Consider the following 19,613-nt stretch of genomic DNA (forward strand, 5'->3'; position numbering starts at 1 on the left):
ACTAAAATGTCGCATTACTTTTTATCACCTGCGTATAACAAAATGTTAACCCATGGGACAGGTGAATGAGTTATGCCGCTATCACTCGGGAAAGCGGCAGGAAGGGAAGCGCTTAAAGGGCTTAGCGTGACCAGTGGATCTGCACCGACTCCAGGGTGGCGATAAACGCCTGGGCCAGGCGTGACAGGGGTTCGTACATGCCATGTACGATGCTGATCGGGGTTTTGGCGGTGGGTTCTATCGGCCGGAAAACCACCTTGGTCCACACCGGGCCGTTGGCGGTAATTTCGTCGATCAGCGCGATGCCTACCCCGGCCTGTACCAGCGCACAGGCTACGTGGATCTGCTGTACCTCAACGGTAGGGCGCAGGAGCATATTGGCGTCATCCAGCAGCTTGCGCACCAGTTGGCCGATAGGGATCTCGCTGCCGTAACCGATAAACGGCTGGTCGATCAAATCTTCGATGCTAATCACGTTTTTGGCGGTCAGCGGGTGAGTGGCGGGCAGTGCCACCACCAGTCGGTTTTCGTATAGCTGGCGTGAATGGACGTTGGGATGGCCTTCATGCAGAAAGGCCACGCCCAGCTCGACCTGCTGCGTCAGTACCGCCTGCAGCAAGACGTCCGGGATCATGGTGTGCAGGATCACCCGTGCCTCGGGCAACTGGGCGTGGAACCTGGCGATAGCGCTGGGGATCAGTCCCTGGCCCAGGCTTGGGCTGCAGGCGATGCGCAGGTGACCCATGCGATTTTGGATCAGATCCTCCGCCACTTCGTTGACCCGTTGCACTCCTTGATACACCGAGTTGACCTCGACAAACAGGTGACGCGCCTCCGGTGTCGGGTACAGGCGGCCCTTGATGCGTTCAAACAACGTCAGGCCCAAGCGCTGTTCGGTATAGGCAATCAGCCGTGAGACCGCCGGTTGGGAAACATGCAGTAGCTTGGCGGCACCGCTGATCGAACCGGTCAGCATGATGGCGCGGAACACTTCGATTTGCTTGAGGTTTAAACGCACACGCCCTCCACAATGGTTAACATTTTGTTATGCACGAGTGATAAACAAGCATAAGACAGAATAGACAGCCTCACCCTACACTGGCTTCGGTATCGGCACAACAGGCCGATTGATAAGCTGAGATGCGTGCATTTTTATGCAGTTCTTGGGCGTATTGGAATAAGGGGTGAGGTGCTATGAATTTGAGTCAACGGCCAGAGCTGGTGGTCAAGGGTAACCTGGTGGATGCCGAGCGGGTGACGCCTGACGGCTGGCTGGCGATCGCCGGCGGTAAAATCATTGGCAGCGGCTGCGGACAGGCACCTGAGGCCGAACAGGTGATCGACGCCCGCGGCAAGTGGATCCTGCCGGGGGTGATTGACGGTCAGGTGCATTCGGGCAGCCAGGCCAATCAGGAAGGCCTGGGCTGGGCATCGCGGGCGGCGGCGGCGGGGGGCGTCACGGTGATGGTCGATATGCCCTATGACGACCCGGAGCCGGTGGCAAGCCGTGCCCTGCTGGAGGCCAAAATTGCCGAGGTAGAGCGTGATTGCCATGTCGACGTGGCGCTGTTTGGCACCCTGAACCCCACCTACGGGTTTGACGCCGCCGCCGGGCTGATTGAAGGTGGAGTCTGCGCCTTCAAGTTCTCCACTTTTGAAGCCACGCCGGGCCGTTTCCCTCGGGTAGATGAAGACGACCTGATGCACGCCTTCCAACTGATTGCGCCGACCGGGCTGGCCTGTGCGGTGCATAACCAAATGCAGGAGCTGACGCGCAAGAATATCCAACGGATGACCGAGGCGGGTGACACCGGCTGGGATGCCTTTATGCGTGCCCACACGCCGTTGATCGAGAATCTGGCGACGGCGCTGATCTATGAGATGGGGGCGGAAAGCGGCGCGCGCGCCCACGCCGTACACGTTTCCACCTCGCGGGGTTTTGAACTGTACCGGATGTATCAGCGAGCGGGCTATCCGGTCAGCATTGAGACCTGCGTGCAGTACCTGATGCTGAACCACGAACAGCACACGCGTCAGTTTGGTGCCAAGACCAAGCACTACCCGCCGATCCGCCCGCAAGCGGAAACCGAACTGCTGTGGAGCCATATTGCGCAGGGTAACTGTACTTTTGTTTCTTCCGATCACGTCAGCTGGGGGCTGGAGCGTAAAGGGGATGTCAACGTATTCAAAAATGCCTCCGGCGGACCGGGGCTGGAGACGCTGTTACCGGCGCTGTGGACCGGCTGTGAACAGCATGGCATTGCGCCGACCACCGTAGCGCAACTGCTGTGCCGCAACCCGGCGCGCCATTTCCTGCTCGACGATCGTAAAGGCGGCTTTGATATCGGTATGGATGCTGACTTCGTTATTTTGAAGCCTGAGCATTACCGCTTCGATCCGGCCAACAGTCTGTCGGCGGTGAAGTGGAGTGCCTTTGAGGGCATGGAATTCAGCGTGCGGGTGGAAACCACTTATTGCCGCGGTCAGGCGGTGTTTGCCGATGGGCATATTGTCAATTCGCCGGGGACGGGCCAGTTTTTGCGCCCGCATGCTGCCAAAGGAGAGAGTCAATGACCGAATTAATCAATAGCGAGCGCTTGTGGGCCCGGGTTAACCACCTGGCACAGATGACACTGCCGGAAGTGCCCTGGACGCGCCGTGCCTTTACACCATTGTTCAGTGAGGCGCGTCTCTGGCTGGCTGAGCAAATGAAACAGGCCGGGCTGACGGTGACGCTGGACGAGGGCGGTAATCTGATTGGGCGCCGCGCCGGGTTGCGTAAGGATTTGGCGCCGATCGTCACCGGTTCGCATTGCGATACCGTGGTTGGCGGCGGCCGCTATGACGGCATTATCGGCGTACTGGCGGGGATTGAGATCGCCCACTGCCTGCACCAGCAGGCGAAAGCTTTGCAGCACCCATTTGAGGTGATCGACTTTCTGTCCGAGGAACCGAGCGATTACGGGATTTCCTGCGTGGGCAGCCGGGCGCTAAGTGGTGAGTTGGACAGCGGTATGCTGGCGGCGAAGAACGCGCAGGGGGAAACGCTGGCGGCAGCGATGAGGCGAATCGGCGCTCAGCCGGAAAAACTGACCCAGCCGCTGCGCTTGCCTGGCGGCACCGCCGCCTATGTCGAGCTGCACATCGAGCAGGGACCGGTGCTGGAGCGCCAGCAATTGCCGATTGGCGTGGTGACGCACATTGTCGGCATTCGCCGGGTCCTGGTGACGGTGATTGGCCAGCCGGATCACTCCGGGACTACGCCAATGGATATTCGTCGTGATGCGCTGGTGGGAGCGGCACAGGTGATCGAACAGGCGCATGCGGCAGCCTCGCAGCAGAGCGGTAATCCGCACTATGTGGTGGCGACCGTGGGCCGTATTGCCATGACGCCCAACGTGCCTAATGCGGTGCCGGGCCGGGTGGAACTGATGCTTGAGGTGCGTAGCGACAGTCAGCAGGTGTTGGATAGCTTCCCTGAATTACTGCTGGAAAGTTGTCAGCCACGTTTGCAGAGCCTGGGATTGCAGGCGGAGTTGCAGCATGTCAGTCGGGCACGGCCCACGGCCTGTGCGGAAACGGTGATGCAGGCGATCGACGGTGCTGCGCAGTCGCTCGGACTGGCCAGCCGTCGGCTACCGAGCGGTGCCGGGCATGATGCGGTCTATATGGCAGCCACCGGGCCGGTGGGGATGGTGTTTATTCCCTGTCTGAATGGGCGCAGTCATTGCCCAGAGGAGTCGATTACCGAACAGCAGTTGGCCGATGGAGCCAGGGTGCTGGCGCAGGCGCTGATCAATCTGGATACGCAACTGGCGTAAAAAAGGGGCCGACGGGCCCCTTGAGGTTGATGGCTAAATTGTCTTTTAGACCGAGATACTCGGGCCTAGCGCACCGAGGGGCCATTATGGGGCACGTCCGTGTGTCCCACCCTACGGGCCGACGAAGTCGTTCCAATTTGCTCCCGGCAAATTGGTCGGCAGCCAAGGCTGCTACGACCCCTCCGGCACGCTCTCCCTAATAACAAGCTTTGTCAGACGTCTAAAGACACCATTGTGCCTTTGCAGTCTTAAAGCTTGGGACCGGCGCTGACCAGCTTTTCGCCGGCTGGCGTCACGGTGTATTTTGCGAAGTTATCGATAAAGCGTTGCGCCAGATCCTGCGCCTTCTCCTGCCACAAGGATTCGTCGGCGTAGGTTTTGCGCGGATCGAGAATCGAAGGATCAACCCCCGGCAGTGCCGTCGGGACCGCCAGGCCAAAGATCGGCAGGGTGAAGGTCTCGGCGTGCTCAATCTCACCGTTCAGAATAGCGTCGATGATGCCACGCGTATCCTTGATGGAAATACGCTTGCCGCTGCCGTTCCAACCGGTATTCACCAGATAGGCCTGAGCGCCGGCCGCCTCCATGCGTTTCACCAGCACTTCGGCGTACTGCGTCGGATGCAGCGTCAGGAACGCGGCGCCGAAACAGGCTGAGAAGGTTGGGGTTGGCGTGGTGATGCCGCGCTCGGTACCGGCCAATTTGGCGGTAAAGCCAGACAGGAAGTGGTACTGGGTTTGTTCCGGCGTCAGGCGTGATACCGGCGGCAGCACCCCGAAGGCATCCGCAGTCAGGAAGATGATTTTCTTCGCGTGACCGGCTTTGGACACCGGTTTGACGATGTTCTCGATATGCTCAATCGGGTAGGAGACGCGGGTATTTTCGGTCTTGCTGGCGTCATCGAAATCGATGCTGCCATCGGCCAGCACCTGCACGTTTTCCAGCAGTGCGTCACGGCGGATCGCCTGATAGATCTCCGGCTCGGCCTGTTGCGACAGCTTGATGGTCTTGGCGTAGCAGCCGCCTTCAAAGTTGAACACGCCGTCATGGTCCCAACCGTGTTCGTCATCGCCGATCAATTGACGCTTGGGATCGGTGGAGAGGGTGGTTTTACCGGTACCGGACAGGCCAAAGAACACCGCCACATCACCCTGTTCGCCGACGTTGGCCGAACAGTGCATCGAGGCGATACCCCGCAGCGGCAACAGGTAGTTCATGATTGAGAACAGGCCCTTCTTCATTTCGCCGCCGTACCAGGTTCCGCCGATCAACTGAATACGTTCGGTCAGGTTAAAGGCGACGAAGTTCTCTGAATGCAGCCCCTGCTGTTGCCAGTCCGGGTTGGTGCATTTGGCTCCGTTCATCACTACGAAGTCCGGTTCGAAATTCTGCAATTCTTCATCCGTCGGGCGGATAAACATATTTTTGACAAAGTGCGCCTGCCAGGCCACCTCGGTGATGAAACGGACCTTCAGGCGGGTGTCGGCATTGGCGCCGCAGAAGGCGTCCACCACAAACAGACGCTTGCCGGAAAGCTGGTCACCCACCAGGGTTTTCAGATGCTGCCACACTTCCGGCGACAGTGGCTGGTTGTCGTTTTTGCCGGTGCCGTTATCGGACCACCAGACGGTATCGCGCGTGGTGTCGTCACGGACGATGTATTTATCTTTCGGCGAACGACCGGTGAATTCACCGGTATCGACGTTGACCGCACCAAGCTGGGTCAGCGTACCGCGCTCCAGTGCCGGCAGGTCGGCACGGGTTTCCTCGGTAAACAGTTGTTCATAGCTTGGGTTATGGACGATTTCGGTAGCCTGATGGATGCCGTAACGGGCCAGCGTTTGTGGGGTAATCGCGATTGAAGACATATCCTACTTCCTTATTAGTGCTATGCCTGTCGGCTTTCAGAGTACCCTATTGTCGGCAACAACCTGAAAGCCATGGGGCATATATTATTGCCTGTTTTCTGCACGGTGCCGCGTGCAGGAGCAGGCTCGGGTACAGCTGACCGGATTCAGCTAATTACCGCTCCGGTTCTCATTAGTAAACGCACGGATTTTTACTTCCATCTATAGCATAGCAGCGAATTTACGCCTGATTATTTTAATTACAAAACGCTGACGATAATTAATTAAAACCAACATCAGTGGAGGCTCACAATATTGGATTAATAAGGCGTAATTTGATTACGTATTCTTATTTTTTATCATATCGTCTGGGCTGTCTACTATTTTAATCATTATAAAAAATCAAAGTCTCCATCGTGTCTATGATAATAATTTCTTTTAACTGTTTAAATTATTTCATATGGCGTTAGACGATCCGCTCCACACTGAACACTGGTCAGCAGGGTGAATAATGAAACAGATAAATGCAGAAATTGCCTGTGAGAAAGATGCGTTGCAGCCTGATCCTTCAGGATTAATTAACCAAATCCGGCAAATGAATATCGGTGCCGTGCCGGTGGCGTTGTTTATCACTATTTGTGCCATTGTTGCCGTTTCGGCTTATGCCAACTTCTTGCCAAAGAATATGATCGGTGGCTTGGCGGTGATTATGACGCTGGGTTTTGCACTGGCGCATTTAGGCAAAAGCATTCCGGTGCTGCGTGATATCGGCGGTCCGGCCATTCTGTGCCTGATGGTGCCTTCGGTGTTGGTCTACTTTAATTTCTTCCAGCCGAACGTGATGGGGACCGTCCATCTGCTGATGAAAGACGCCAACCTGCTGTACTTTGTTATCGCCAGTCTGGTGGTCGGCAGCATTCTCGGCATGAACCGGGTGATCCTGATCCAGGGCATGATCCGCATGTTTGTGCCGCTGGTGATCGGTACGGTGACCGCGGTAGCGACCGGGCTGCTGGTGGGCAAGCTGTTTGGCTTCACCTTTTACCATACCTTCTTCTTTATCATTGTGCCGATTATCGGTGGCGGTATCGGCGAGGGCATATTGCCGCTGTCGCTGGCTTATTCTGCCATTCTGGGATCGACGCCGGACGTGTACGTGGCACAACTGGCCCCGGCGGCGGTACTGGGTAATATCTTCGCTATTGTGGCGGCAGGCGTGTTGGCGCGTTTGGGGATGAAGCGCAAGGCGCTGAGCGGTGACGGCATGTTGATCCGTTCGGCAGAGGAAAACGCGGTGTTTGCCATCAAGGAAACCAACGGCAACGTCGATTTCCAACTGATGGGCGGTGGGCTGTTGGTGATCTGCGCCTTCTTTATCGTCGGCGGTCTGTTCGAACACATCGTGCATATTCCCGGCCCGGTGCTGATGATTCTGTTTGCGGTACTGTGCAAATACTGTCGGGTGATCCCAACTTCAATGGAAACCGGTGCTCACAGTTTTTATAAATTCGTTTCAACCGCGCTGGTGTGGCCGTTGATGATTGGTCTGGGCATGTTGTATGTGCCGCTGGAAAGCGTGGTGGCGGTCTTCTCGGTGGGCTATGTGGTGGTTTGCGGTTCGGTGGTGTTGTCGATGGGACTGGTGAGTTTCCTGATTGCGCCTTACCTGAAAATGTACCCGGTAGAAGCGGCGATCGTCACCTGCTGCCACAGTGGGTTAGGCGGAACCGGCGACGTGGCGATCCTCTCCGCCTCCAACCGTATGGGGTTGATGCCGTTTGCGCAAATCGCCACGCGTATCGGCGGTGCGTCCACCGTCATTGGCGCCACGCTGTTGTTGGGTTGGTTAATCTGAGTCCAGACTGAATTATGGATACCGGGGTGGATTGCCCCGGTTTTTTTATTTGTGTTACTGAAAATAATAAGCAGCCAAATGGAGAGGGAATAGTCGAGATTATTTTTCCTCAGATAATTCTGTATTTTAAACCAAAGCGTCTATTCTTTTATTTAAGGGACTATCGTTCTCATCAAGAGTACTCATGGAGGGTGCCAACCGCATTACCGATATCCCCGTATTTATTCAGCACCGGACCCGGGCCATTAAGGCCATCCGTCAGTGATGTCGTCGACACACTGAAATGACAAATATGGAGATATTGGTATGTCATCAAGCAATCAACAGGCTAACGCCTCCGCCGAAGCTATCAGCGTATTGGCCCTGCAGGGCGCTTATAAACCCGATAGCGATCCGTTGCTGAACGTGATTCATCCCTCAAAAAGTTTTGAAAATGCGGGGCTGGAACTGATCCGTGGCGACCGAAGCTGGCATGATAAAGGCGTGACCGATACCCCGGTTAACCTGAGTTACAGTTTTTGGGAACAGGCACCGACTAATATGTCGAGTATGGCGATCGGCGGATTCAGCAGCTTTAATCAACAGCAGCGTGAACAGGCGAAACTTTCACTGCAATCCTGGTCAGACGTCGCCAATATCACCTTTACCGAGACCAGTAACACCCAAAACGCCAATATCAAATTTGGCCTGTTTGATGTCAGCTCTCGCGGCTCTTATGCCTTTGCGTATAACCCGGACTCTTCTGCGTCGGTGGCGGGGCAAACCTGGTATAACGCCACAAGTAATGTCTTCGCCAATGACCTGATCCACGAAAACGAATATGGCCGCCAGACGCTAACCCATGAAATTGGCCATGCGCTGGGGTTGCAGCATCCGGGGGATTACAATGCCGCACCGGGTGTGAGTATTACTTACAACCAGGATGCGACTTATTTCGAAGACAGTCGCGCCCACAGCGTGATGAGCTATTTCAGCGAGAGCAGCACTGGCCAGGATTTCCAGGGCGCTTACTCTTCCGCGCCGTTGTTAAATGACATTACCGCCATCCAGCATTTCTATGGTGCCAATATGACCACCCGCAGCGGTGATACGATCTACGGTTTTAACTCCAACACCGATCGCGATTTCCTCACCGCCACCGGAGCACAGGATAAAATTGTGTTTAGCGCCTGGGACGCTGGCGGTACGGACACTTTTGATTTCTCGGGTTTTAGCCAGAACCAACGTATTAACCTCAATGAGCAATCTTTCTCTGACGTGGGAGGACTGAAGGGAAACGTTTCGATTGCTGCCGGCGTGACCATCGAAAACGCTTTTGGCGGTGCCGGAAACGATGTGATCATCGGTAACGACACCAATAATATTTTGATGGGCGGCGCGGGGGACGACATTTTGTACGGCGGTGGTGAGTCGGATCATTTGTTTGGTAATGAGGGCAAAGACACCTTTGTTTATTTCGCTGCCAACGAGTCACGCGCTGATGCACCGGACTGGATCGTGGATTTTGTTAGCGGCGAGGACAAGATAGATCTGTCGTTGTTTAACACCGGTGGCAGCAAGGGCCTCGAATTTGTCAGCCAGTTCAGCGGCAAGGCCGGTGAGGCAATGCTGAGCTACGACGCGCAGGCACAGGTCAGCGATTTAGCCATCAATCTGGGCGGTGGGTTTGACGCCAGTGATTTTCTGGTGAAAGTGGTGGGTCAACCACTGGAAACCAGTGATTTCGTGCTGGCCTGAGGACAGATGGCAATAAAAATTCGGCATTTTGAGGAAAAACCCGACAATTCCTATTAATTTCGTCATGTTAGCCTGACATAGTAGCGCACAGAAGGCCGGGCTTGCATACCTCGGGCTTCTGCCGAATCGCCAACCCTTCCGGTTGGCGATTCATTTTCCATCTTTCAGCATGTTGATCGCTGCGCCAATCAGGATCCGGCGTTCAATGTCATGACAGTCTGCCAGTTGTTGCGCCAGATGCTTTGCCAGCGTTTCTACCGATAAAACCTCGCCGCGATGGCGCAACTGCATCACGCTGTCGCCGATCAAGCGTGCCACTTCATCCCACACGGGTTTTATCTCCTGCTCCGAGAACATCATCGCTTACCTCGGCTGGGTGATTTTTGGTCAATGTAGCAGTTGAGCCAGGGGTTCGCCACCGCGCCGATCGCACAATATTAAATCAGGAAGCATAAAAAATAAGCCATCAGTGTTTCTTCTGGTTTTTTCGCCCAATACTGACCTTGTTAAATTACTGGAGGGCGAATAATGAAACTGGTCGATCAACTGGCTGTGTACCATCGCCGAAGCCAAGGGGCCGAAGTGCCGCATTGGCTGTGTCGTTTTTGGTTGCCACAAGGGGAGGCGCGGATCGCCTATCTGCGCGAGCTGTTGGAGCCGGAGGTCAAACAACCCGCAGAGCGGGAACCTGGATAATAGGGTGCCAGCCAGTGTCCGGCCGGGCTGGCTTTACTCGAGAATATCCTCGATCTCTTCCAGTACCTGATGACCCAGTTCGGTGGTAATCATTAAAATGCCGCAGACTAAAATAACCACCGCCAGCAGCAGTAAGGCGATTTGTACGCCGTTGCCATTACGTTTTGCCATTCGTATTGCTCCCTGCCATTAACCAAAGACTATCGCTGCCCAGCGTAATAACAGCAGGGCGAGACAGATCAGCAGCAGGATCAAAAACATCTTCCAGTGCTTGGTGCGCATGCGTTTTGTTGCCAATGTGACCTCCTGTGGTGCTTATTAGCTGAAATACCAGCCGACGATAACAAAGATAACAATCGCCGCCACCGCCAGCACTTTTAACAAGTCGCTGAAAGTGTCATCGGAGTCTTTGTCGTCATTCTTCATTTTGTTGCCGCCTGGCCAATAGCCATGGAGTGAATTGCGTCCACAGTATGCCTGTTGTGCCGACGCAGGCACAGGGATTTACCCGAAACAGCCTATAAAAGATAGGGGAATAGGCCACAGTGGCGTGAATTCGGCAGGTGGAGGCCGCAGGGAATACGTTGTACTATTCTGTCTGCACAATGATTCATTCAATAAGGTATGGCAATGGCGAGCGAAATTCCGAAGAAATACGAAAACACCGAGCGTTGGGCATTCGGCAACACCGAGCAGCAGGCCGATGACGTGGTCAAGCTGATCCTCAACGGGACCAAGACGGCAACCTGTGCCAATCTCGATGGCGAAGGCATCCCACTGGCCGGCGACGTGTTTGTGGTGGTGGACGGTAAAGGTGACCCGGTGTGTGCGGTAGAACTGACGTCGGTAGAGATGAAAACCTACGATCAGGTTGATGAAGCCCATGCTTTTGCCGAAGGGGAAGGTGACCGTTCTCTGGCCTATTGGCGTAAAGAGTTGCAGAGCTTCTTTGAAGAGTACGAGTTGTTCTCACCGGATATGACGCTGGTGCTGATGAATTTCAAAGTGGCAGAGACTTTCTGATTTGATGTCCTCTGTCCCTTACGTCTGCCAATGGGCGACGCCCGAGTTGGCGGCCGATCTGATTGCCGGGCGTGTGACGCTGGCGGATGATGTTAACTGGGCGCGCAGCGGCGCGCGCGATCGGGCGGAATACATCGAATGGGCTAACCACGTCTGTGGCATGGCCTGTCTGAGAATGGTACTTAGCCATCGAGATGGTGAGGCGCCCTCGCTGCTGGAGTTGGCGCGCCGTAGTCTGCCGTACGGTGCTTACGTTCGTGAAGGCGAGCGTATCAAGGGGCTGATTTACGCGCCCTTTGTCGACTATGTGCGTGAGCAGTTTGCGCTGGAATCTGAGGTGAGGGTCGGTATCGAGCCGGAAGACTTGCCACTGGTGTTGTCGCAACGGCGTTATTTTATCGCTTCGGTACATCCCGGCATTCGCCAGCCCGAGCAGACGCCACCCCAGCGTGGCGGTCATCTGGTGTTGGTGACCGCCGCTGAGGCCGATCGCGTAACCTTCCATAACCCTTCGGGTGACAGCCCGGCCACGCGCCAACAGGTGACTTTACCGCTGAGCAGCTTTGGCCGTTTCTTCGCCGGTCGCGGTATTGCTATCACATAAAAAAACGCGCCGTGTTCCTGAGGGGACACCGCGCGTTCTTCAGTTTGTCGTCGTTCATTCCAATCGCATCACCCAGGCATCGCTCTGCCGATCGTAATGTTGCTTGTACAACAGCGATTGCTTGCCATCGAGTATCGCCGGAATGCTGGTGTGCTCATCCCAACCGTCTAACTGCATGCACAGGTCGGGATCCGACTTGCAAGGGATCGCCAGCGTGCTGGCCTGCTCGGACGAGGAGGATAAATGCGCGTCATCGACCTCGAAACTGCCTATTTTCACCACGGTTTTGCCCATTGGAACTCCTGCTTGATCTGCTGGTATGAGGTGTGACCAGTTGAGGTCGTCATCATTAGCATAGTCAAATGAGCAAAAAATGCCACATAAAAAATACAAACTGGCAACATCGACGATCCGTGACTAGCGCAGGGGCTTAATACTCCACCACAAAACTGATGTTGTCCTAGTAGGTTCCCACCGGCACTTCGGTTTGCGCCGGGTTGATCTGAGCCAGGTACGGGATACTTTGTGCCAGCCCGGTACCGGCGCCTGCTTGTTTGTTGGTGCTGTTCCACACCGTGGTACTGTTGGGCAGGTAGATTTGATACTGCATATAGTTGCTGGTGCCGTTTTTCATTCGCCGCCAGCCGGTGACCGGGTTATTGCCGTCGGTAAAGTAGGTGTTGTAACCCTCGGTTTTGGTGCAGGTGAGGGTAATGCTTTGGTTCACCGGGTTAAACTGCCCGACCAGCGCCATGCTGCCAAAGTTGACGTTCTGCGCGGTGCCGAACAGGCAGTCTTTGGTAAGGATCAGGTTAATCGTCACGGTACTGGGTTTATTGGTGCCATCCCACCAAATGCACAATCCGATCAAACCCAGCCCGCAGATATGGTAGTTCCACACCAGGTTGACCGTGTCGGTATAGGTGCCGGAGCGGACGTTGGCCCCGGCGGTGGTTTTGATGTACAGCGGAAAGTTGACGTTGGGGGAGATCAGGATCAGCGTCAACAGGTTCAATGAGCTGTAATCGATGGTTTGCCCGACGGTATAGGGATACTGGTAATTCGCATCGGGATAAATCAGATAGGGGATTTTATCGCCGGAACCGTCGGTGTTGGCCAGCGCCATGGTATTGGTGGTCGAGTTTATTTTTACCGTCACGGTATTTTGCGTCAACAGCGATAGTCCCAAGCCACTGCAGTTGAGTCCGGCGGTACCCTGGGCGCTGAGTGAGCCATTATAAACGGCAAATGTGCTGCTGCCTGGCAGGGTGACGCTGCCGTTGGTGGTGGTGCAGTCGGCCAGTGCTTGTCGGCCGGTGAACAGCAGCAGCGCCAGTAATAACGCTTTGGATCCACTAATCATCTTTTTCTCCATCATGAGTTACTGGCACACAATTGGTCCGATGCTTTGGATGCCCTGGGTTTTGGTCAGGTTAAATTGCGCCTGGCAGGGGGCGCTACCGTCTGCCGGAATGACGCTCAGCCGGTTTTGCAATTGCACCGGATCCACATAGACCATGCCATCCCAGCCAACATAGCTTTGCTGATTGCTGCCGACGATGGCCACCTCGCTGCCGTTGGCCAGCGGTTTGCCCTGGGCATCGACCAGTTTGACGTCGGCGGCGGAAATCTGCTGGATAGGGAAATCGACCAGGAACCCGCTGTGATCGCGGATCGCCACGGTTTTCTCCACGGTGGGAACCGCCACGTCCGCTGGCAGATTAAGCGGGTCGATTTGGAATTTGGCGTGGTAATAGGAGGTGACGGTGGGCACCAGCAGATAGCCTTTGGCGTTGGTCACGCCGATTAACTGATTTTCATAACGCACCGGAATATCCGGGTAGCCTTCGGTAGAGATCAGGGCGAAGGCGTCGTTAATGGTATTGGTAGCGTACAGATCGCCTTGCATTGCCACCAGAGAACCGCTCACTTCCCCCCAGCGGGTATAATCATCGCTGTTGCCGTACATCCCGCCGCGGGCCTCGAGCAGACGGGTGCGCCAGGTGATATCGGCCTGACTATAGCTGTCGCTGCTCTGTCCATCCGCGTAGGCCAGGTTCCAGCCCAAACCGCCGTCGGTCGGTGCCGCGCGGCTGTAGCTGACGCGTTGGTTCCAGCGATTGTTGTTGTCGCGAGAGGCGCTGACGCTGGCGGTCCCCCAGGTGTCGAAGGGAATGGACAGTTGCAGTTGGGCACTGTAGCCGCTGCTGCCGATTTCGCGGTTCACCGACGCATACAGGCTGGTATTGCGCCACAGCGAAATGCTGTAGGAGAAGTTGACCAGGCGAGTGCGCTGACCAATGGCGTCACGGACATCAAAATAGCCGGTGCCAATGCTACCGAACCGGTTCAGGCCGATACTGCCAGTCAGTTGATCGGTACGGCGGCTCAGACGATAGTCGCTTTTATACACCGAAATATCCCCGAAACCGGCGCTGCGCAGGATGCGCTGGGCATTCAGGCTGTAATAGCGGTTGCTGTAGGTGTAGCCGATGCTGCTCTGATCGCCATGATTGGTGCTGTACTGATAGACCGGCTGCGGATCGGGCTGAGGGATAGGTTGACCGGTCAGCGGATCGTAGTAGTTGGGCTGTTGTGAAGGCTGATAATCATTAAAAGCGTTATCGCTGGCCTGGCTGTAGCTGTAAGAGGCGTTGAATACCCCCCACTGGCCAACACGAATATTGGCCCCGGCGCCGCCCACCGCCAGCTCAGCGGCACCTTCGGCACGTCCTTCCAGGGTTAACCAATCCATGACGCCGTAACGTCCGCTGCCACTGGCCACCCACTGGCCGTAATCGGCAGAGCTGATGCCATAATTGCGCCGCAGGGCACCGGAAGACAGGCTGAAGTCGCTCATGCCAGCCTGCAACAGATTACTGGCGACATAAAACGGCACCACGGTACTGACTTGTCGGCCCAGTGCATCGGTGGTGACGACGGTGGCTTGCCCGGCACCGTTGATGTAAGGCACGGTATCCAGGGTGAAAGGGCCGGGGTTAACGCTGGTACTGCTGTTTTTATAGCTGTTGATATACAGATCAACACTGCTGGGTAGCGCTGCCTGGCCGGAGAACTGCGGCAGCGGGTAGGTGATCAGATCGGGCCGGGAGGCAAAATTACGCGCCAGCTGGACGCCGCCGATACGCACCGAGCTGCTCCAGGTCAGCGCGCCTGTAGCGAGATCGCCCGCGGTATAGCTGAGCAGGCGGTCGTCATCATTGTAGCGCCATTGGCTGTCATAGCGGATATAGCGGTTGTCCTGGTCACTGTTGGCGGAGGTGTTAAAGCTGCCGCGGAAAATACCGGTGTTGGACACCACGCCAAAGCCGTCGAACAGCCGCTGTTCGGTCCAGGCAGAAAGATAGCCCGGCTGACCGTTGGCGCTGCTTTGACTGGCGTAAAGATCGTAATTGAACAGCAGACCGAGGCTGCTCTGTGCCGGCAGGCGATCCAACGGGTTCTGAGCGTTGAATTTCTGCTTGGGTAGCCAGTCATTGGGGACGTTGATCATCAACTGCTGGGTTTCACCACTGTAGGTGACGTCCACTTTATCTAATTGGTCGACCGCAATTTCTTTCGCCTGTTTATCCGCTACCGGCAGACCGGCGTCGAGCAATTGCTGAGGTGTGAGGTAATAGTGGCCGCCACGGTAAGTCACCGGCACCACTTTTCCGGTCTGGCGGCCATTGACCACCGGCTCCAGATACAACGTGGTATCCGGCATACTGATGGCGCTGGGCGGCGGCGGTAAATCATCGGCGTAGGAATAGGGTAGCCACGGCGTGGCCACTGCGCACAGTACGGCGAATGCTAACGGCTTCAGACCGAATCCGTTACGCCTGGGTGACGGCATGCTGGTTAACGGCACATGTTGCTCAGTAAGCAGTCAGGGTGATCGGCTGCTTGTTGTCGTTGACCTTGGCCTGCAGTTGACCGCTGCTGAAACTGCCAGAAGCCGGTACCGCAAAGCGCATCTGCGAACCGGGCAACACGTAACCCATCAGGCCGGCATTGAGCGTTTTCCCCTGCATTGTGACTTTGGAGATACGCGCATGCACGATGCCCTGGTTACGTACCTCCAGCCAGCGCTGACTGCTTTGCTGCAACAGTCGGTAGCTGAGCTGCGGTTGGTTGGCGGAGGCGTAATCACGCGGTTTTTCTGAATCCTGTTTGGTCCAGACGCCTTTGCCGCTGACAAACAACGGCACCGAATAACGCATCTGGAATTTCAGCCCCATCTGAGCCCCATCGGGGGTAGATTGACTGCCTGAATCTTTCACCGGGACTTCATCAATCAGAATTCGGTAAGCGCGTTCCTGGCCGGCGGGGGGTGGGGTTTGTTTAACCAACCGGATTAATTGGCGTTTACCTGGCGCAATCGAGGCGACTGGCGGGCTGGCGATCACTTCACTTTGGTTGCTGTAATCGTCTTTACCGGCGGTCTGTTTCCAGCCGAGCACGCGCACTTGCATATAGACCGGTTTGCTGTCGCGGTTTTCCAGCCACAGCGCCGTTGCGGGTTGTTGATCTTCAATCACCGGATCGATAGGCCAAATCAGAATAGAGGCGGCGGCCAGCGCCTGTTGTTGGCCGACAATCAACAGCGCTGCCGTCAGTGACAGTCGTAAAGGTATGCGCATGGCTAAATCCTTGTTTATTCAAAATACTAATAAGTGACCGTCAGTAAGACCGTATCGCTGTAAGTGCCACTGGTGGGCAGGGTACTGGTCGAGAACAAACGGGCATAAACTTTTATTTCCTGAGTACTGCCGGTCGCGGCGACAATCTCGGTGGTGCCACCGTTACTGCCATCACCCCAAATGGTGGAATAGTTGCTGTCCTGGTAAAGCTGATAAATCAGGGTCTCGGGGGTCAGGGTATTTTTTAGTTTGCGTCCGGCGGAGATAGAACCGGTGACGTTATTGCCGATACCCAGCGCCAGCGTAACGCTCAGACCCGGATTGCAACGAAACAGCACTGAACCAGCCCCGGCGCTGGAAACGATGCTGATATTGCTGGCTAACGAAGAGACCTGACCAAAGTTGAGGCTGCCGAAGGTGGTGACATCGCTGCTGCCACTCCCCAGGATGCAGCCTTTCACCACCGTCGCGTTGACGGTCAGTGCCTGGGTCTTTTGCTGATCGTTGACGCCCGTGTCGCCCAGTACCGGCGGCGCCATCATCCAGAGCAATAAACCACCGCTTAAAATACGCATTGCCATTACCAATTGATGGTGACCTGCACGGTGTCGGTGTAGCTGCCGATCGGCGGGGTGGATTGCACCGGGATCATGCCGTACACCGGTAACCAGTTATCCTGGCCGTTGGCGGTTTGCGACACCCCGGTCAGGTTATCCCAGATGGTGCTGTGGGCGCTGCTGGTATACAGGTTGTAGTTCACCTGTTGTCCGGCAGCGCTTTTCAGGTAACGGGCAGCGGTGTTGCCGCTTTGCCCACCGTTAAGCAGGACGTTGTAGCTGGTGCCGTTGTTGCATTTGATGCGAATGGCGCCGGCATTTTGTTGCCCGGCGACGCTGACGCTGGTACTGAGGAAATAGACCGTACCGAAGTTAAGCGAACCGAAGCTGACATTGCCCCCCGAGCTGCTGCCGGCTTCGCAAGCCTTCAACAAGGTGGCGCTGACGCCAATGGTAGCCGTTTTGCTATCAGCATTCACCGCCAGGCTTAACGCCAGCAAGCCACAGCCCAAAACAACCTGCCGCACTGTTACCAGGTTACCGTCATCGTCACGGTATCGTTATAGGTATCAGGATCGGGTGTGGTGGCGGCGGCCGGGACACGACCGTAGACAATCAACGGAACCGCGGCGCCGGTGCCGGTGCCGGTCAGGGCATTGGCACCGCTGGCCCAGGCGGTAGCACGGTTCTGATCCTGGTAAAGGTTGTACTTGATCAAGGCACCTGCGGTGCTGGCCATTTGGCGCTGGTTACCGGCCGCCACGTGCAGACCGTCGTTCAGCGCCACGGTGTAGTCGGTACCTGTGGTACAGGTCAGCGACAGGGTACCTGCGCCGCCGGAACCGGTTGCGCTGGCGTCGATAATGTTGGACAGCGAAGAGTAGGTGCCGAAGTTAATGGCGCCAAAGTCGTTGACGCTGCCGGCGCTGTTTCCGCCGCCCACCACGCAACCTGCGCCGATGGTCAGGGTTACCCCCAGGTTACCCTGAATAGTCCCTGCCGCGTTGGCGGCACCACTTGCACACAGCAAGGTGGCTGCCGAGGTCAATGCCATCAGAATTTTTTTCATGTCTTTTTCCTTGCCGTGTAAAGGTGAGCCCCAAAAAACGCCATCCAGAAAAGGATAAACGCATTAATTTATTTACAGTTTAATTAATAGAATAAGAAGTCAGAAATGTCTTGGTAGGGGGCCGAAAATTTTCTTTATTTTTGAAAGATGTCGCTATCTTCCAAACAGAAGAGGGGATAATGCCGAGAGAGTAAAATGATTAGAATAATAATATTCGCCTGTCGGAATATTATTAGCGAAATTAACTAGCCGGAATTTTCCGGCCAGTTCCAACCCATGCGGATTGATTTACTGATGAAAATCCAACGTGCCATCGCGAACCAGTTCGCGCGGCAGGTTGTTTTTTATCCGGCTGCCGATGCGTTTGGCGATGCCTAACGGCTGTTGCTGATAGGTGACAATGCATTCATCGGTCAGCGGCGGCGGCTCTGGGTACAGGTCGCGACCGTGGAACCACTCTTGCGCCAATGCGGCGTCCAGCTCAAAACGCTGTTTGCCCTCGGCAACTGCCAGCGCGATAACCGCTTCGTGCTGCCAGCGGTAGCCCTTGGTGAAACGCTCGGCCAGTTTTATCCCGATACGCGAGAAACGCACCTTGTTGACCAGCGCTTCCAGCTCGGCCGGGAACAGCCAGATCTCTTTATCGCGTGCCCACAGGCGACTGGTTTCATCCCAGGCCAGTCCAGAGGCCGCTGCGGCCTGAGCGATCTCGGCGGAATCCTTGCCGGAAAGCGGGGTAAACGGGAATTTGCCCAACTTATAGCTTGGCTTCGCCAACGCGGTGACGGAGTGGTGCTTGCGCAACCGCGCCACAAAGAAGCCTTCGCTGTCGTAGATCTGTGGGAATACGTGCAGGAAACCTTCAGCGGTTAACGCCTGCTCTGCGCCCGGGAACAGTTCACCCAGAGGTTCAATGCTTACCGCGTCGCCGTAGGTCGCCAGCAGTCCGTTGACGATCTGCTGGTTTTCCTGCGCGTTGAGCGTGCAGGTGGAGTAGACCATGACGCCACCCGGAGCCAGAGCATGGAAGGCGCTGTCGATCAGTTCACGCTGGGTGTCGGCGATGGCGGCTACGCTTGCCGGCGACCAATTGCTCATGGCGTCCGGATCTTTACGCACCACGCCTTCACCGGAACAGGGGGCATCCAGCAAAATGGCGTCGAAGCTTTCCGGCAACGCCGCGCCGAACACCCGGCCGTCGAAGTGGGTCAGCGCCACGTTTTTCACGCCGCAGCGGCTGATGTTGGCGTGCAACACCTTGACCCGACTGGCGGAGTATTCATTGGCGACAATACCGCCCTGGTTGTTCATCAACGCCGCAATTTGGGTGGTTTTGGAGCCCGGCGCAGCGGCAACGTCCAGCACCCGGCGCGGCATTTCAGTCTCGGCGAACAGCGCACTGACTGGCAGCATCGAGCTGGCTTCCTGAATGTAAAACAGGCCGCTCAGGTGTTCTGCCGCGCTGCCCAGCCGCAGCTCTTCGTCCTTACGTTCGATCCAAAAGCCTTCCGCACACCAGGGGATCGGTTCCAATTGCCAGTCATAGTCCTGCACCAGCGCTTGAAAATCGGCAACGCTGATCTTCAGGGTATTGACCCGCAGGCTACGGCGCAGCGGGCGTTGGCAGGCAGCAATGAAATCGTCCATCGACAGGTCGGCGGGCATGATGGCGCGCGTCGCATCGAGAAAGGCGGGCGGCAAAAAAACGGAGGCAGGTTTGGCCACGGGGTGAGCTCTCTGGCAGCTATCAAAATAAGGGCG

At 56.0% G+C, this 19,613-nt stretch carries 20 protein-coding genes; 7 read left to right on the top strand and 13 right to left on the bottom strand.

The window, feature by feature from the left end; all coding sequences use genetic code 11:
- Positions 1-121: 121 nt before the first annotated feature.
- A complete protein-coding gene (locus BEI65_RS25345) occupies positions 122-1,018 on the bottom strand; it encodes a LysR family transcriptional regulator (protein WP_099065594.1) in 897 nt (298 codons plus the stop codon).
- Between the two features lie 176 nt (positions 1,019-1,194).
- On the opposite strand from BEI65_RS25345, the gene BEI65_RS25350 reads away from it, so the two are divergent.
- A complete protein-coding gene (locus BEI65_RS25350) occupies positions 1,195-2,574 on the top strand; it encodes a dihydroorotase family protein (protein ID WP_099065595.1) in 1,380 nt (459 codons plus the stop codon).
- Positions 2,571-3,821 carry a Zn-dependent hydrolase gene (locus tag BEI65_RS25355; protein ID WP_099065596.1) on the top strand — a complete coding sequence of 417 codons (1,251 nt, stop codon included), beginning with the start codon at positions 2,571-2,573 and terminating at the stop codon, positions 3,819-3,821. The genes BEI65_RS25350 and BEI65_RS25355 overlap by 4 nt, the downstream gene beginning before the upstream one ends.
- 248 nt (positions 3,822-4,069) lie before the next feature.
- On the opposite strand, the gene pckA is transcribed toward BEI65_RS25355, so the two are convergent.
- Positions 4,070-5,689: a phosphoenolpyruvate carboxykinase (ATP) gene (gene pckA, locus BEI65_RS25365; protein WP_099065597.1), complete on the bottom strand. Its 1,620-nt coding sequence runs from the start codon at positions 5,687-5,689 to the stop codon at positions 4,070-4,072.
- A gap of 490 nt (positions 5,690-6,179) precedes the next feature.
- On the opposite strand from pckA, the gene BEI65_RS25370 reads away from it, so the two are divergent.
- Positions 6,180-7,523, top strand: coding sequence for a 2-hydroxycarboxylate transporter family protein (locus BEI65_RS25370; RefSeq protein WP_099065598.1), 1,344 nt, complete (start codon positions 6,180-6,182; stop codon positions 7,521-7,523).
- A 306-nt stretch (positions 7,524-7,829) separates the two neighbouring features.
- The gene (locus BEI65_RS25375; protein WP_099065599.1) at positions 7,830-9,260 is read left to right on the top strand and encodes a serralysin family metalloprotease; all 1,431 of its coding nucleotides are present in this window, start codon (positions 7,830-7,832) and stop codon (positions 9,258-9,260) included.
- 150 nt (positions 9,261-9,410) lie between these two features.
- Here BEI65_RS25375 and BEI65_RS25380 read toward each other — a convergent pair whose 3' ends face one another.
- Complete coding sequence (locus tag BEI65_RS25380) at positions 9,411-9,620, bottom strand: hypothetical protein (RefSeq protein ID WP_085116409.1); 210 nt, start codon at positions 9,618-9,620, stop codon at positions 9,411-9,413.
- A gap of 168 nt (positions 9,621-9,788) precedes the next feature.
- Between BEI65_RS25380 and BEI65_RS27055 the strand changes: the two genes are divergently transcribed.
- Entirely contained in the window at positions 9,789-9,956 is a 168-nt protein-coding gene (locus BEI65_RS27055; protein WP_198404512.1) for a hypothetical protein, read from the top strand.
- Between the two features lie 33 nt (positions 9,957-9,989).
- Here BEI65_RS27055 and BEI65_RS26935 read toward each other — a convergent pair whose 3' ends face one another.
- Complete coding sequence (locus tag BEI65_RS26935; RefSeq protein ID WP_157765483.1) at positions 9,990-10,127, bottom strand: hypothetical protein; 138 nt, start codon at positions 10,125-10,127, stop codon at positions 9,990-9,992.
- An 18-nt stretch (positions 10,128-10,145) separates the two neighbouring features.
- Positions 10,146-10,253 carry a small membrane protein YniD gene (gene yniD / locus BEI65_RS27300; RefSeq protein WP_012144841.1) on the bottom strand — a complete coding sequence of 36 codons (108 nt, stop codon included), beginning with the start codon at positions 10,251-10,253 and terminating at the stop codon, positions 10,146-10,148.
- A gap of 333 nt (positions 10,254-10,586) precedes the next feature.
- On the opposite strand from yniD, the gene BEI65_RS25385 reads away from it, so the two are divergent.
- Complete coding sequence (locus BEI65_RS25385; RefSeq protein WP_085116410.1) at positions 10,587-10,979, top strand: ASCH domain-containing protein; 393 nt, start codon at positions 10,587-10,589, stop codon at positions 10,977-10,979.
- A 4-nt stretch (positions 10,980-10,983) separates the two neighbouring features.
- Positions 10,984-11,583: a hypothetical protein gene (locus BEI65_RS25390; RefSeq protein WP_198404513.1), complete on the top strand. Its 600-nt coding sequence runs from the start codon at positions 10,984-10,986 to the stop codon at positions 11,581-11,583.
- A gap of 54 nt (positions 11,584-11,637) precedes the next feature.
- On the opposite strand, the gene BEI65_RS25395 is transcribed toward BEI65_RS25390, so the two are convergent.
- From BEI65_RS25395 to rsmF, 8 genes are all read right to left on the bottom strand, one after another.
- Positions 11,638-11,877 (bottom strand): YebV family protein, encoded by a 240-nt coding sequence (locus tag BEI65_RS25395; protein ID WP_085116412.1) that lies wholly within the window; start codon positions 11,875-11,877, stop codon positions 11,638-11,640.
- 166 nt (positions 11,878-12,043) lie between these two features.
- The gene (locus tag BEI65_RS25400) at positions 12,044-12,946 is read right to left on the bottom strand and encodes a spore coat protein U domain-containing protein (RefSeq protein ID WP_099065601.1); all 903 of its coding nucleotides are present in this window, start codon (positions 12,944-12,946) and stop codon (positions 12,044-12,046) included.
- Between the two features lie 18 nt (positions 12,947-12,964).
- A complete protein-coding gene (locus tag BEI65_RS25405; protein WP_369804787.1) occupies positions 12,965-15,439 on the bottom strand; it encodes a fimbria/pilus outer membrane usher protein in 2,475 nt (824 codons plus the stop codon).
- Between the two features lie 22 nt (positions 15,440-15,461).
- Positions 15,462-16,226: a molecular chaperone gene (locus BEI65_RS25410; RefSeq protein WP_099065602.1), complete on the bottom strand. Its 765-nt coding sequence runs from the start codon at positions 16,224-16,226 to the stop codon at positions 15,462-15,464.
- Between the two features lie 26 nt (positions 16,227-16,252).
- The gene (locus tag BEI65_RS25415; protein ID WP_198404514.1) at positions 16,253-16,801 is read right to left on the bottom strand and encodes a spore coat U domain-containing protein; all 549 of its coding nucleotides are present in this window, start codon (positions 16,799-16,801) and stop codon (positions 16,253-16,255) included.
- A gap of 5 nt (positions 16,802-16,806) precedes the next feature.
- Positions 16,807-17,310, bottom strand: a complete 504-nt coding sequence (locus tag BEI65_RS25420; RefSeq protein ID WP_099065604.1) for a spore coat U domain-containing protein — start codon at positions 17,308-17,310, stop codon at positions 16,807-16,809.
- A 2-nt stretch (positions 17,311-17,312) separates the two neighbouring features.
- Positions 17,313-17,852 (bottom strand): spore coat U domain-containing protein, encoded by a 540-nt coding sequence (locus tag BEI65_RS25425; protein WP_099065605.1) that lies wholly within the window; start codon positions 17,850-17,852, stop codon positions 17,313-17,315.
- 288 nt (positions 17,853-18,140) lie between these two features.
- A complete protein-coding gene (gene rsmF, locus BEI65_RS25430; RefSeq protein ID WP_099065606.1) occupies positions 18,141-19,577 on the bottom strand; it encodes a 16S rRNA (cytosine(1407)-C(5))-methyltransferase RsmF in 1,437 nt (478 codons plus the stop codon).
- Between the last annotated feature and the right edge of the window lie 36 nt (positions 19,578-19,613).

This window comes from Serratia sp. BW106, from assembly GCF_002607755.1.
Lineage (GTDB): Bacteria > Pseudomonadota > Gammaproteobacteria > Enterobacterales > Enterobacteriaceae > Serratia > Serratia proteamaculans.

Coding starts and splice junctions, on each gene's coding strand:
- BEI65_RS25375 (WP_099065599.1), top strand. CDS start 7,830: ATGTCATCAAGCAATCAACAGGCTAACGCCTCCGCCGAAGCTATCAGC.
- BEI65_RS25415 (WP_198404514.1), bottom strand. CDS start 16,801: ATGCGTATTTTAAGCGGTGGTTTATTGCTCTGGATGATGGCGCCGCCG.
- BEI65_RS25395 (WP_085116412.1), bottom strand. CDS start 11,877: ATGGGCAAAACCGTGGTGAAAATAGGCAGTTTCGAGGTCGATGACGCG.
- BEI65_RS25380 (WP_085116409.1), bottom strand. CDS start 9,620: ATGATGTTCTCGGAGCAGGAGATAAAACCCGTGTGGGATGAAGTGGCA.
- BEI65_RS25370 (WP_099065598.1), top strand. CDS start 6,180: ATGAAACAGATAAATGCAGAAATTGCCTGTGAGAAAGATGCGTTGCAG.
- pckA (WP_099065597.1), bottom strand. CDS start 5,689: ATGTCTTCAATCGCGATTACCCCACAAACGCTGGCCCGTTACGGCATC.
- BEI65_RS26935 (WP_157765483.1), bottom strand. CDS start 10,127: ATGGCAAAACGTAATGGCAACGGCGTACAAATCGCCTTACTGCTGCTG.
- BEI65_RS25405 (WP_369804787.1), bottom strand. CDS start 15,439: ATGCCGTCACCCAGGCGTAACGGATTCGGTCTGAAGCCGTTAGCATTC.
- BEI65_RS25400 (WP_099065601.1), bottom strand. CDS start 12,946: ATGATTAGTGGATCCAAAGCGTTATTACTGGCGCTGCTGCTGTTCACC.
- BEI65_RS25390 (WP_198404513.1), top strand. CDS start 10,984: ATGTCCTCTGTCCCTTACGTCTGCCAATGGGCGACGCCCGAGTTGGCG.
- BEI65_RS25410 (WP_099065602.1), bottom strand. CDS start 16,226: ATGCGCATACCTTTACGACTGTCACTGACGGCAGCGCTGTTGATTGTC.
- BEI65_RS25425 (WP_099065605.1), bottom strand. CDS start 17,852: ATGAAAAAAATTCTGATGGCATTGACCTCGGCAGCCACCTTGCTGTGT.
- BEI65_RS25350 (WP_099065595.1), top strand. CDS start 1,195: ATGAATTTGAGTCAACGGCCAGAGCTGGTGGTCAAGGGTAACCTGGTG.
- BEI65_RS25385 (WP_085116410.1), top strand. CDS start 10,587: ATGGCGAGCGAAATTCCGAAGAAATACGAAAACACCGAGCGTTGGGCA.
- BEI65_RS25355 (WP_099065596.1), top strand. CDS start 2,571: ATGACCGAATTAATCAATAGCGAGCGCTTGTGGGCCCGGGTTAACCAC.
- BEI65_RS27055 (WP_198404512.1), top strand. CDS start 9,789: ATGAAACTGGTCGATCAACTGGCTGTGTACCATCGCCGAAGCCAAGGG.